The sequence below is a fragment of the Fulvivirga imtechensis AK7 genome, assembly GCF_000331535.1.
Taxonomy (GTDB): Bacteria; Bacteroidota; Bacteroidia; order Cytophagales; family Cyclobacteriaceae; genus Fulvivirga; species Fulvivirga imtechensis.
Map to the genome: position 1 here is coordinate 74,328 of NZ_AMZN01000001.1, position 13,531 is coordinate 87,858.

The following is a 13,531-nucleotide window of genomic DNA, read 5'->3' on the forward strand; positions in this document are numbered from 1 at the left end:
GTACCATCACCCATCACTACCATCACATCTCCCCGTATCCTCACGCCCAAACCCAAACTCATCATACACCCTCAAATCGAGGTGATCATCTTAATCAGGTCTTCCTTGTACGTCCTTCCCATAGGGATCTCATGCTTGCCAATGATCAACTTATTTTCGCAAATAGAGTCCACTTTGTCGAAATTGATAAGGTATGAGCGGTGTACCCGAATGAAATTGTGCCCCGACAGGTAATCTTCAACCCATTTTAACGGGTGGCTTACCAATCTTTTATCCATAGCCGTTTGCAAAAAAGTATAGTTATCATATGCCTGCGCCCATAAGATGTCATTTAGCTCAATGCGAACCAACTTTCCTCTATCCTTTACAAACAATGGTTCTTTAGAAATGGAAAGCTTTTCCTGACGACCATTGTTCTTAATTTTGAAGAGTGCGATTTCGATGTTGGCTAAAAGCTCCATTTCCTCAAATGGTTTCAAAATATAGCCTGCCGGCATAGTTTGCTTGCTGCTATCTATGGTTGCTTTATCACCATAAGATGTAATGAAAATAAAAGGTATTTTGTATCTTTCATTAATGAGCTTGGCCAGGTCTATGCCATTTAAAGCCTGTCCCAGGTTGATATCTACCAATACCAGGTCGGTACCGCCCTTATCCAGAATATTAAGTGCATCACCAACACTATGTGCGATACCCGATAGTTCATAAGCTGCTTCCTCAAGATAACACCTCATTTCTTCCGCGATCAGCGGTTCATCTTCAACGATTAATATCCTCCGGTTTTCACTCATATTACTTTCACATTTTTCATCACCAATTCTACAGAAGTTCCACCATGGTTGTTAAAGGTGAGCGTGGCTTCCAGTTTTTTAGCCAGCGAACGAACAAGAGACAGACCAAACGATTCATTTTCATCGGCTGCAAATGATATCCCTTTGCCATTGTCGGAAACTTTTAGTACAATGGGGCGCTCGACCCTTTTTAGTTCTATCGACAACTTCCCTGAGCCATCCGGGAATGCATGCTTCAGTGCATTAGAAACCAGCTCATTAACAATAAGGCCAATAGGCAGCGTGGTTTCTATATCCAGCTCCAGATCCTGCACGTTCATTTCTAAACTGACATCATCACAACCATAGGAACTGAACAATTTTTCGATTAGCGAGGGGATATATTCGTTTAGCCGTACCCCTGTGAGGTGATCACCCTGGTAGAGGCTCTGATGTAACAACGCCATGGATTTTACACGATTTCTACCTTCCCTGAAAGCTTTTAATGTTTCAGGATCACTAATGTGTCGTGATTGCAAGGCCAGCAAACTACTTACGATCTGCAGGTTGTTCTTCACCCTGTGATGGATCTCTTTTAGAAGGACTTCTTTCTCTTCCAGCGCCTTTTGCAACTGAATACTTTGCAGGTTCAGTTGAGCATTCTTTTTATTCTTGATTTGAAAGAGATAGAACAATAAGCCCAGACTTATGATACTTAGCACCATAACCATTACTAAAAACCACTTTTCTGACTTACTTTTTTTCAGGGCTAGTTCCTTGAGGTTGTTGGCTACCTGGAGATGATAGATCTCCTCCGCTTTCTTTTTGCTCTCGTATTGTGCCTCCAGAGCGATCATTCTTTCCTGTACCGCAAGGTTGAGCGTGGAGTCCTTAAGTTTTTGATATCTTCTGTAGTATTGAAGAGCTTCTGCCGGCCTGCCATTCAATTCTTTCACGCGCGCCAGGTATTCCAGGCTCCTGATGATGTTATCCATATTACCTGACACCAGAGCCATTTGATAGCTTTCTTTAGCATAGAATAGCGCGCTATCATAATCGTGTTTGGTTAAGAAGTAATCTGTAAGGTTCAGATACGGGAGTGTAAGACTCCTTTTGTCACCCTGAAGCTGTTCAAAATGGAGACTTTGATGGAGGCAATAGTAGGCCGAATCCAGCTTGTTTTGTTGTAAATACAGGCTGCCTAAGTTATTATAGATGGTGCCCGAATTAGTTGTAATGCGCAATTGCTCCTGGATATCAAGGGCTTTTTTGTATTTCCGAATGGCATTGGGGTAATCATCAAGATTTTTGTGTATCACGCCTTGATTGATGTATGAGCCGATCATTCCTTCAGGATTGTTGAGAATAATTTCTTGTTTCAGGGCCTGATCAAAGTATTCCAGCGCTTTTGCATACTTTTCCAGCTCAAAGTATAATGCCCCGATATTGCTGTAGGTAGATGAGAGGTCGTAAGTCAGCCGGTACTTTTCCTGTATGGTCACCGCCTGCAGGTAGTGTTCCAGCGCCAGGTCAGCTTGTCCGCTGATATCCTCGACCACGGCTAGCATACACAACGCCCTGGAAAGGGAGATAGAGTCCGTCTTTTGGGCGTACTTTACGGCAGTTTTGGCATAGCTTAGGGCAGCATCTATTTGGGTCGGGTAGGTCTCCCAGGCCAGATCAATGAGAGTCTGAATTTTGACAGAATCGGGAGCAAAAGAAAGGATTTGCTGAATGCTGTCAGGTTTAGTATTGGAGGTCTGCCCAAAACCATGCAGAGAGAAAATAATAAGAATAGCTGCGGGAACGCCTGAGCGAATATTATAAAGCACTTAACAATTGAATTTAACTTCCAATATTCAAAAAAATTAATTTTAAATAAACACTTCGGAAGCTTTTATTTGAGGAAAGCGAGCATTTTCAGGGACGAACGTAACGCAGGCATTGGTGTTTTCTTGGAGACGCTAAACAATTTTGGTCTTGTCAGCCTTATCTTTACTCTGCTATAAGTGTGATTTTAAGGGAGTTTCCTTAATTTTAATTGATATAATAAATCCAAACAGGCGCTAGCAAACCCATGGCCCGCGATTCTCAATATGTACAGATAGGTAAGCGCAAGCTCGAAATATCCAACCTGAAAAAAGTTTTATATCCTGAGTCGGGAATCGTAAAGGCCGAGGTGATACAATATTATCTCACCATAGCTCCAACGATGCTATTTCATATAAAAGGACGTGCGCTTTCACTGGTTAGGTTCCCGGAAGGTATTGACGGTGAACGTTTTTTTCAGAAAAACCGGCCCGAGTGGGCGCCTGATTGGCTGGAGTATGTTTCACTCGGAAGTGATCAAAAGAAAGACTATATCATTGCTACCGAAGAAGCTTCTCTGGTATGGCTCGCCAATATGGCCTGTCTCGAGCTTCACCAGATGCAAACGCGAAGGCCGCATCACGACCTTGGTGATTATATCGTGTATGACCTTGATCCCCCTGAGGGCTACGATTTTGAGGGGGTAAAAGATATAGCATTTGACTTAAAGGCCCATATTGAGGGATATGGATATCAATGCTTTGTAAAGACTACCGGAGGTAAAGGGTTGCACCTCATTACACCGGTTCAGGCAAAATGGACTGTTGACGAATGCTTCGATGCTGCTAAGGAGGTGGCTCAGCCTTTTTCAGAGAAAAGGAAGGACACTACATTAAACATTAAAAAGGATGCCCGCAAAGGCCGCGTACTTATTGATATTTATCGTAACAGAAGCAGCCAGACCATTATAGCGCCTTACAGCTTAAGAGGCTACCCCGGAGCCCCTGTATCTATGCCTGTTACCTGGGAAGAGCTTGAAGACCTTGAAAGCTCCCAGGCTTACAATATCAGGACCGCCCCGAAAAGTATTTTGGAAAGAGGAGATGCCTGGGAGGGCATTGGAGCCTACGCGGTGCCACTTCATACTAAAAGAAAGACGGGCGTCAAAAAGGACCTTGGGCCTAATAAACTATATAAATCTCCCAGGCAACTTGAAGATTATAGTAAGAAGCGGGATTTCGCCAAAACTCCTGAACCCAAAGCATTATTTTCGGGGGGAGATAATACCGGTTTTGTTGTCCACCGGCACCATGCCTCGCACTTGCATTATGACCTTCGGCTCGAACAGGATGGTGTATTACGATCATGGGCCGTACCTAAAGGGCTTCCTGCTCAGCCCGGGATCAAAAGGCTGGCCATGGCTACGGAAGATCACCCCATGGAGTATATCACCTTTGAAGGGGAAATACCGAAAGGCCAGTATGGCGGAGGTAAAATGTGGATATATGCCAATGGTAGATATGCGATTACAAAGCAGAAAAAGGACGGGTTTTATTTCACTCTGAACAGCCCGCAGATCAACGCAGAGTACCGAATGCATAATACCAAGGGTAAGGAGTGGCTTTTAGAGCGGGTAGACACACCACAGGTCGACTGGCTGAAGACTCCCGTGCAGCCGATGCTGGCTGATACAGCTAAGAAGGTGCCTGTTGGTGATGAATATATCTACGAGTTGAAATGGGACGGTATCCGCGCGCTGATAGTGATGGACGAGGGTGAGGTGACCATCTGGAGTAGAAATCATAAAAAGCTGAACAAACAATTTCCGGAGCTAATGGTAGCAGAGAAAGCATTTAGAGGTACCAGCGCTGTTTTTGACGCAGAAATTGTATGCTTTGATACCCAGGGAAAACCTGATTTCAAAACGGTCATCCATAGAATGCAGCGTACCGGTGATACCGAAATTGAAAGGAGTTCGAAAAAATACCCGGCTTACTGCTATGTCTTCGATTGTCTGTACCTGGACGGCCGGGCGTTGATCAATGAGCCTTTGGCCAGGCGCAGGGAATGGATGGAGGATTCTTTGAGACGAGATACGCCATACAGAATAAGTGAAGCAGTGCAGGAAGGAAAGGAGCTTTACAATGCTGCAAAGAAGATGCAGTTGGAAGGAATAATAGCTAAAGATATCAATAGCAGGTACTTACCCGGGAAGCGTACCGGTAGTTGGCTCAAAGTAAAAGTAAAGCAAACAACAGAAGCATTAATTATCGGCTATTCATGGGGAAAGGGAGATAGGGAAGGGGGGATCGGAGCCTTACACCTGGGCCAGTATGAAGGTGGCGAACTGGTATACCGGGGGAAGGTGGGTACGGGTTTTAATGAAAAAACCTTAAAAGAAGCATTTACTGAATTGTCAGAATTGCCTGAGATAGAGCGACCTGTAAAGGAAAAACCGGTGACAGAAGCCAACACCATATGGATCGAACCCAGGCTATATTGCGAGTTGCAATACTCCATGATAACTAACAATGGCAGCTTTCGAGAACCCGTTTTTCTGAGAATGCGACCGGATTTAAGCGAATAAATAATAATAAAGCATTGATTTTTAATTCATTAATGTGGTATATTTATATTATCACTTGATATTTGACTAGGAAAACAATCAGGTGACTTTTTACGTTATTTACTAAATTGAGACATTAACCGCTTCAGCTATGCGTGCTATTTGGAAAGGTCATATCAGATTTAGCCTGGTAACAATTCCTATCAGGATCTATACAGCCCTCGATTCAGCCCAGTCAATCAGGTTTAACCAATTATCGAAAGAGACCAAAAACCCTGTTAAATATGAGAAAAAGGACAAGGTAACAGGGGAGGTGCTCAAAACTGACGATATTATTAAAGGCTATCAATACGAGCCGGGTCAATATGTAATTATGAACCCGGAAGATTTTGAGAAGATCAAGTTGAAAAGTACTAAGGTCATTGAGATCGAAGGCTTTGTTAATGCCGGGGAAGTGCATCCTACATTATATGAAGCCCCTTATTTTATAGGTCCTGACGGTGATATTGCTGCCAAAAGTTATGCTTTACTCATGCAGACGTTGAAAGATAGCGGCAAAGTAGGAGTAGGCCGGGTTGTACTTAGGGAAAGGGAAAATATGGTATTGCTAACCCCGCACGGCAAAGGAATAATGCTGTACAAACTTAGGAGCCCGGAGGAGATCAGAGATATTGCCGATGTTCCTAAAATTGAGGAGGTGGAGGGAGCTGATAAAGACCAGCTTAAGTTGGCGAAGACATTGGTGGAGTCTATGAGTAAGTCTTTCGATGAGATAGACATGACCGACCACTATCATGAGGCCCTTAAAGAGGTGATCAATGCCAAAATAGAAGGTAAAGAGGTAGTCTCTTACACTGAAGAGGAACCTGAAGTAGTAGATATTATGACTGCTCTGAAAGAAAGTATTGAGCAGGCGAAGTCAGAGAAGAAGCCTATGAAAAAAGCGACTGGCAAAAAGGAAGGGAAGGAGCAGGCCAAGTCAAAAAAGAAGGCCAGTTAGCAGGTCCATGATAAATTATGCCTCTATTGAATCAATTGATGCATTTATTGGTTACTATAACCTATAAGAAGTTAATTCCAAGTGGCTAAAATAGTAAAATTTCCAATTAATAATACGTCCAAGTTGGGCTATAAAAAGGTGCGCAAGTGCCGGAAAGTCAACCTGGAGGACTATGGTCAGTTGAATATGTTCACTACCGCCCCCTCAGAGGCAAAAGTGGTGAGCATGCAGACGCACCAGAGTCCTTTTGAGCAGGCATTATACCTTGATGAACAGGACAACGAAAGGGCAATAGAGTTTTATTGGAAAGCCATAAGTGCGGGAGAGTGTGTTGCAGACGCCTATTGTAATTTGGGTATACTTGAATCGGGTAAAGAAAATTATATAAAGGCTATTGATTGTTTTGCAAATTGCCTGAAATATGATCCACGCCATTTTGAAGCCCACTACAACCTGGCAAATGTATATTCCGAAATGGGTGACCTGGCGCTGGCTAAGCTACACTATGAGCTTGCCATAGAAATAGAGCCGGAATTTGAGAGCGCTTACTATAACCTTGGGCTGGTAATGGCCATGCAAAAGGACTTCAAGAGTGCTATAAGTATTCTTAGCAAGTACAGAAATTTGTCAACAGAGCGGGAGAGGGGGAATGTTGATAAGCTGATTGAAAGCCTTCAGAAAACAATGAAAAGCAAAGCACAGTAAAACGCCAATATTATGGAAACAACTGCAGAATTAATTCTAAAAGGACACTTTAGTAAGCTCAGGGAACAGATCAATAAAGAGGTCATCAGGGATGCTGATAATGAAGGAAGATTGGAAGAAATGCTCAACCAGGTGTTTAAATATCTTAGAAGACAACAAATAGATGGTATACTGGATGCCGAGGGGTTGGAGCTATACCATCAACTGAGTGAACTGCTCAATGAAGTAAAAGATGCAAATCAAATGGATGTGCCTGGTAAACTCCCTATGCAGAAAGCCGGGGGGCGAAGTAAGACAGGAGGCCGGCAAAAGACAGGTACCTGATGGCTACCGATGATTAGGTATAGTAAGTGTAAAAGTCGTGCCTACACCTTCTTCTGATTCTACCCGTATTTCTGCACCAAGTTTATCGGCAGTGTCTTTTACAATATAAAGCCCTAAACCTGATCCTTCTGCACTTTCCGAAGCCCGGAAAAACATATCAAATATTTTTTCAAGGTAGGCCTCAGGTATCCCCTGGCCATTGTCCTGGATAGCAATTTCAGTTTTCTGATCATCTTGATGGGCTATCACTTTTACGTATGGACGCGGCTGCTCATAGTTGTGATATTTGACACTATTAGTGATAAGATTGCTCAATATTATTTTTAGCCTGCTAGAATCAGACTTCAAAGTGAAATCGGCACCATATTTCTTTTTCAGGTCTACTTTTTCTGCCTTTTCAAAATATTTGATCTCGGTAACGATGTCATTGATCACATCATCTAATTTTACCTCCTGGAGTATAATCTCCCTTTTGGCATTTACAGAGTAGTCCATTATACTCTTGATGAAGTCTTCCAGTCGTAGCACGCTGTTATTCATTATCTGTAAATAATGCATCTGCGTGTCCCCCGGATTGTCTATTTTAGCCAGATGGATGAGCCCTTTAAGCGATTTAAGAGGTGCTACAAGGTCGTGAGATGATCGATATACGAAATTATCCAACTCTGAATTAATGGTCATCAGATCTTTATTAGCATTCTGAAGTTGTTCACGCTGAGCAAGCAATTCCGCAGTTCTTGCATTGACAACACTTTCGAGCTGTTTATTAAGGCGCTTGAGCTGTAAGGTCCTCAGTTTGATCACTCCGTATATCACCGCTACCGACAGCAATGCCATCAGCCCGATGAAACCATAGGAAAGATACCATGGCTTAGGTATGGTTATTGACAATGAAGCGGGCATAGTCTCCATGCCGTTGATTAATTTTCCCTTTACATGAAAAACATAATCTCCACTACTGAGATTTGTATATTCCTTTTTTACATCGTCATTCCATGCTGACCAGTTGTTACTGTAGCCCTCCAGGTAGTAGCTGTATTTCATGTCAGCTTTGTCGAATCCGTAGGTGGCATAGTGAAAAGTAACAGAGGACTCAAATGGAACAGTTACATTTTCTTTAAAGTAGGGCGAGATCAGGTCATTTTCACCCCTTGATATTTTAGTGATCTGCGTGGCAGGAGGTGTGTCCGGCTCGTTTAGTTTGGGCCATTGCAGGTAGGTGATCCCATAATTTGAAGCCACCCAAAGGTTGCCTCTTTTATCCAGAAGAGGTTCCCGCAGGAAATTGGTGGAGAGACCATCGCTTTTGGTGAGATTCTTGACCATTTCCCCCTTTTTATTTACAAAGGCCAACCCTTTTTCCCAAGTCGAACATATGTAGAGACTGTCTTTCCACAATACTCCGTAGTACATATAAGCCTTTTTAAAGAAATCACTTACCGGGGCATCAAACTTCTCGATGCTATTCGTTTGATCATCAAAAAGAAACAGGCCATGTGACGAGGTGAAAATAATCAGCTTATCCTTTGACCAGGGCAGCACCTGCATTGCTCCATCCTGCTCAAATTTTAGTTTATCACTAATAAAAACAAGTGAATCACCAGTTATTTCATAAAAATTCCCATGGAGTTGCGAGGCGTAGAGCTTGTTTTTGGCCACAAATAAAAAGCAGTTCTTCAAAGGAATATTATGCAGCGAGTCACCGTCCCACCTCAGTATGCGCTCGTATGACTGGAAGTATGCGCTTCCTTTGTGGTAGATCGTTTGCCATACTTCCGAAAGTGTGGAGTCGGCATGGAGCAGGTCACGCATAGAGGTATATTCAAAAGTGCCGGTGGAGTCCTTCCTGGCTCTGCCGAATTCATTAAAGCCTCCTATATAGAGTATTCCGTTTTCTGTTTCAGCCAGAGACAATACCCCGGCATAGTTCTTTATATTGTGGAGCAGCCATTCACTACCATCGTATTGTAGTATGCCATTTTCATTGGCAAAGTAGTAGTTGCCATCACGGGCATGTATGCCCATATAGTTGAAGGAAGTAGCCTGGTAATTGCCGGTATTAAAATTTCGAATAATAATAGTGTCTGCACTTTGTGATATGGCTTCCTTATTAAGAATAAGTACCATACAGATGCAAGAGATTGCCATGCCGGAAATCCGAGAGAAAGCAAACCAACTATAAATACGTTTAGTCAAATCAGTGTTAATATCATTAACAGGTGTGGAAAGGCAAGGCTGTAACGGTATATACTGATACAGCCTTTAAGGTAAATAGTGTCTCTAAGAAAATGCCAATGTCTGCGTTACGTCCTTTCTCTGCCAAAGCTGCTGCCCGAAGGTGAGCTTAACCTTGGCGTTTTATTAAAAGCCGTTTAGAGTTTTCTTACAAGCACTAAATAGGATCAATTAAACCGTCCAGGAACCAGACTCTACAGGATCTGAATACCAGGTCCAGGTGCCGTTACCAGCGGCATCCCAATTAATATCGTAATATAATTCACCGCTCAGGTAGTATTTAAGTGAACCTGACTTATCAGGATTTACTACAAGTTTCATTACAAATCCACCGTCTGCAGATTCAAAATCGAAATGGAATGTACCATCGGCTTTCTCTTCCCATGCGTAGGAAAATACCACCTCATTGCCCGTGCCACCATAAATGTCATAAATATCCATAAATCCTTTCCTTTGAGTTTTAGATTCCTCAGCATGAATGAATTTTACAAATTCTGCCTCATCTTTGTACTTAAAGAAAATCTCAAATACATAGTTATCAGTCGTTTGTGAAATTTGATAAGCTACGGTGATCTCTGTGTCTGACCATGTATATATCAGATATTCTTCCTGGGTTTGAGCCATTCTACCATTGCTGGCAGTTATTGGAGTAGATGATTTTGTTGCTCCTGCAGGAGGCTGAAAATTAGCCAGGTATTGTGATATACCATTGGCGGCGCTAATGTAAGATGTTGCTAATTGAGCCTTCTCATCAGTAGATTCCATCATTGCCGAAGGAACCTCAATTGGAGTAGCATCTTCGGTCAAGCTAAGTTTAGCTTGTGCAAGCTCATCTGCGGGGGATACATCGTCATCATCGCCTCCGCATGACATAAGAAAGGTAGTTAAAGCCAGTAGACAAAAGAATTTAAATAGGTGTTTCATATGAAAAAATTAAATTTTGGTAAATTACAATAATAGTAAAATATTAAGACGGATCAATATTTTTTTAGCCCTATTTATTTTGCATTACCCACTTGGCAGTAAGTGAGGCCAGAGCGTTGAAAACCTCCTGCTGGCTTCTACCGCTACTTTTTAACATTTGGAAGGAGTGATCCGCCCCATCAAGGAAAATAAGCTTGCTTTTGTCCAAATGTTCGGTAGTTTGTTTCATCAGTTCGGGGGTAGCAAGCTTGTCACGTGTGCCTTGCAAAAAGAGCATAGGTATAGGTACTTGTTGTAGATGGTCTGCCCTTTGTACAGAGGGTTTTCCGGGCGGATGAAGGGGAAATCCGAAGAAGACCAACCCTTTCAGTTCAGCGAGCTGCCTGAAAGCTGCCAGTTGAGATGTCATTCTTCCTCCAAATGATTTACCTCCTGCATATATCGGCAGGGCGGGGTATCGATGGTGTGTTTCTAAGATTACCCTATAGATGGTTTCCTGTGCTATTTTGGGAGTATCCGGACGTTTTTTGCCCTGCTCCATGTATGGAAAATTAAAACGAATGGTAGAAATACGCGAGCTGGCTAATGCTGCCGCCAGTTGTAGCATAAAGGAATGATGCATGCCTGCTCCCGCACCATGCGCAAGCGCTAAAATGGCTATTGGTTTATCAGCTTCAATAATCTCGCAAGTCACCGCGCCAGCTCCTTCGGAAATGTGTAATTTAAAAGAAATTTGACTCATTGAATGACAATTGGGATACATGTGTTAAGCTAGCGAATTAACACCAAAGGTAAAAGGAGTAACTTTGAATGTAAAGAAAAATGTGGTTGGTATACCACAACACTATGTGTGAAAAATGAAGCTGTCTTGAAAGTCGCCTTTTGGCGTCATCCCGAACTTGATCCAGGATCCCTTGTTTAGTTTCTGCTCATTTTCAGGGGACTCCAAATCAAGTTTGGAACTGACTTTTGAGACAGCTTCATTGGTATTGACGGTTAATCAATGTTGTTACAGGTTCTGTCCATCGTCTTTGTTAGGATCCTCATCGTCCTCGCCTTCAAGATCCACCTTTACATCCTCAGTCTCTACACCCAATTCTTTATTATCAGCATCCAATTCTACTTCAAGGTCTTTTTCAGCTTCAGTATTTTCTTCCGCACCTTGTTCCATAGAATGAGATGGAGCCTCTATTTCTTTGGTTTCATCGTTTACTTGTTCCTTTTTCTCATTATCGGTACATGCCGACAGGGCAATACCACCGGCAATCGCAAGTATTAATTGAATTTTTTTCATGATTTTTACTTTTTGGTTTGCCAGTTATCTTGCAATTGGTTTGCCACAATCTCTCAAAATATCATGAAAAATGAGGTGCCGGCTTCTGGTGAGGATGTTACAGTCAGGTTTCCTTTTTGAGCTCGCATATATTGTCTGGATAAGCTTAGGCCTATACCTGAACCCTGCTTTTTAGTGGTATAAAAAGGTACAAAGATCTGGTCCATGGCTTCGGCTTCTATGCCGGGGCCATTGTCTTTTACAACTATAACGGTACGATGGTTCTTAATGAACGTGGTTAATTCAATGCAAGGTTGCTCCGTGTTGACCAATGCCTCTTTCGCATTTTTGATGAGGTTGATAAGGATTTGTTCGACCATATCCATATCAGCCTCGATCTGTAGTGCCGGGTCAACGGCCTTCGTTAATTTTACTCCCGCTCTTTTTAAGTCAGGGCCCAACAATGCCTCAGTTCTTTCTACTAACTCCAGTACATGCACCCTCTGGAATTTTGGCTGAGGGATTTTGGCCAACTCGCCATAAGCATTGACAAAGTTGACTAATCCTGCGCTACGCTTCTGGACCGTACGAATACCAATTTTAAGGTCGTCCAGGTCTTCCTGCTGAAGTTGAGAAAGATCCTTGAGCTCACCTCGTTCGTCAACAATCATTTGATTGATCACTTCTGTAAGCGTGGATATGGGTATGGCAGAATTTTTTATTTCATGGGTCAGTACCCGTATTAGCTTTTGCCACGACTGAATTTCCTGTTCATCGAGTTCTGCTTTGATGTTCTGAAAGGAAATCAGCTTATGTAATCTGTCATCAAGTTTGATTTCCCTGGCAAGTACGGAAAGGTGTAGCAGTTCATTCTCAATCACAGTTTTTATCAATTCCTTTTGGCCGCTTTGAAGTTTTAATATCAGTTGAAACAGGTGCTTGTCCAATTGCTCGATTGATTTGAGATTGGTGAGGTGAGGTCTTTTAAATAGCTCCTTTGCAGCCTTATTCATTAGGGTTATTTTCAACGTTTCCTCATCGTACACCATAAGAGGGACACCCGAATGCTCAACTACCGTCTGTAGAAAGTGATAATTGGATTCTTTTTCCTTTCGCAGTTGCTGAAACTCTTGGGTGATCAGCATGAAGGCTTTGTTGAGCTCGTCGCTATTACTATTATTTTTAGAGTACGTCCCTAAAAAATCCTTCTGTTTGATGTTGATCAAAAAATTACTCAATTCCCTTTTTGTCCGCTCCAGAGACCTGATCAGTTCATAGATAGCTATCCCGGAAAAAAGTAATAACCACAGTGATAACAGCCAAAAAGGGGTTTCGGTCAAAATATATAAACCTGAGTATCCCAACAGGAGGATAATTATAAGGCGAAGGACGATCTTGAAGCGATGAGTACCCAAATTAGTTTAAAAATAAATTTGATGCAGTTTCGGTGCAATTGTACACTGAATACCACCCTTTGTTGCGAATGTTACACGCATAAAATTTTCTTAACCTTCTCTTTATCAATGTTCACACCGGATGGCCAACTATTTGTATGTTTTATCAGGTAAATAATAAACTAACAAAATAAACTGCTATGGCCAATAAAGGTAAAGAAAAATTGAAAAAGCATCCTGATCCTGAAAAGAACACGAAACAAAATCCCAAGGACGTTCCCATGCGCGACCCGGAGACGAATCCGGCTCGCGACCCGCATGGAAAGCCTTCAAAGGAAAGTACAAGGAAAAGATGAGAGTTAACGTGAGGTCGATATAAAACGCTTAAAAATAGTAGGTCTAAAGGACGTGAGGAAGGATCTTCCTAAGTTGTGAATAGTACCCTTGAACTTTAGTAAGATTCTTCATTTTTACAGAATGACCTTAAAAAGAGGTTTTTTTGTCTGGTTTCTGATAACCTTTAATCGGTTC

At 42.3% G+C, this 13,531-nt stretch carries 12 protein-coding genes; 5 read left to right on the forward strand and 7 right to left on the reverse strand.

The window, feature by feature from the left end:
• Positions 1–71: 71 nt before the first annotated feature.
• Both C900_RS00330 and C900_RS00335 read right to left on the reverse strand, forming a co-directional pair.
• On the reverse strand, positions 72–791 hold the full coding sequence (locus C900_RS00330) for a LytR/AlgR family response regulator transcription factor (protein WP_009577498.1): 720 nt from the start codon (positions 789–791) through the stop codon (positions 72–74).
• Positions 788–2,602, reverse strand: a complete 1,815-nt coding sequence (locus C900_RS00335) for a tetratricopeptide repeat-containing sensor histidine kinase (RefSeq protein WP_009577499.1) — start codon at positions 2,600–2,602, stop codon at positions 788–790. The genes C900_RS00330 and C900_RS00335 overlap by 4 nt, the downstream gene beginning before the upstream one ends.
• Positions 2,603–2,847: 245 nt before the next feature.
• On the opposite strand from C900_RS00335, the gene ligD reads away from it, so the two are divergent.
• From ligD to C900_RS00355, 4 genes are all read left to right on the forward strand, one after another.
• Positions 2,848–5,166: a non-homologous end-joining DNA ligase gene (ligD, locus tag C900_RS00340; RefSeq protein WP_009577500.1), complete on the forward strand. Its 2,319-nt coding sequence runs from the start codon at positions 2,848–2,850 to the stop codon at positions 5,164–5,166.
• 130 nt (positions 5,167–5,296) lie between these two features.
• Entirely contained in the window at positions 5,297–6,145 is an 849-nt protein-coding gene (gene ku, locus C900_RS00345; RefSeq protein ID WP_009577501.1) for a non-homologous end joining protein Ku, read from the forward strand.
• An 81-nt stretch (positions 6,146–6,226) separates the two neighbouring features.
• Positions 6,227–6,850, forward strand: a complete 624-nt coding sequence (locus C900_RS00350) for a tetratricopeptide repeat protein (protein ID WP_157493827.1) — start codon at positions 6,227–6,229, stop codon at positions 6,848–6,850.
• Between the two features lie 12 nt (positions 6,851–6,862).
• The gene (locus C900_RS00355) at positions 6,863–7,174 is read left to right on the forward strand and encodes a hypothetical protein (RefSeq protein ID WP_009577503.1); all 312 of its coding nucleotides are present in this window, start codon (positions 6,863–6,865) and stop codon (positions 7,172–7,174) included.
• 3 nt (positions 7,175–7,177) lie between these two features.
• Here C900_RS00355 and C900_RS27930 read toward each other — a convergent pair whose 3' ends face one another.
• The 5 genes from C900_RS27930 to C900_RS00380 form a co-directional block, all read right to left on the reverse strand.
• On the reverse strand, positions 7,178–9,301 hold the full coding sequence (locus tag C900_RS27930) for an ATP-binding protein (RefSeq protein ID WP_009577504.1): 2,124 nt from the start codon (positions 9,299–9,301) through the stop codon (positions 7,178–7,180).
• Between the two features lie 279 nt (positions 9,302–9,580).
• On the reverse strand, positions 9,581–10,333 hold the full coding sequence (locus tag C900_RS00365; protein ID WP_157493829.1) for a hypothetical protein: 753 nt from the start codon (positions 10,331–10,333) through the stop codon (positions 9,581–9,583).
• Positions 10,334–10,403: 70 nt separating this feature from the next.
• Positions 10,404–11,075 carry an alpha/beta hydrolase family protein gene (locus C900_RS00370; protein WP_009577507.1) on the reverse strand — a complete coding sequence of 224 codons (672 nt, stop codon included), beginning with the start codon at positions 11,073–11,075 and terminating at the stop codon, positions 10,404–10,406.
• A gap of 267 nt (positions 11,076–11,342) precedes the next feature.
• Positions 11,343–11,627 carry a hypothetical protein gene (locus C900_RS00375; protein WP_009577508.1) on the reverse strand — a complete coding sequence of 95 codons (285 nt, stop codon included), beginning with the start codon at positions 11,625–11,627 and terminating at the stop codon, positions 11,343–11,345.
• 53 nt (positions 11,628–11,680) lie between these two features.
• Positions 11,681–12,946: a sensor histidine kinase gene (locus C900_RS00380; RefSeq protein ID WP_157493830.1), complete on the reverse strand. Its 1,266-nt coding sequence runs from the start codon at positions 12,944–12,946 to the stop codon at positions 11,681–11,683.
• 254 nt (positions 12,947–13,200) lie between these two features.
• On the opposite strand from C900_RS00380, the gene C900_RS29645 reads away from it, so the two are divergent.
• Positions 13,201–13,356 (forward strand): hypothetical protein, encoded by a 156-nt coding sequence (locus tag C900_RS29645; RefSeq protein WP_009577510.1) that lies wholly within the window; start codon positions 13,201–13,203, stop codon positions 13,354–13,356.
• Positions 13,357–13,531: the final 175 nt, after the last annotated feature.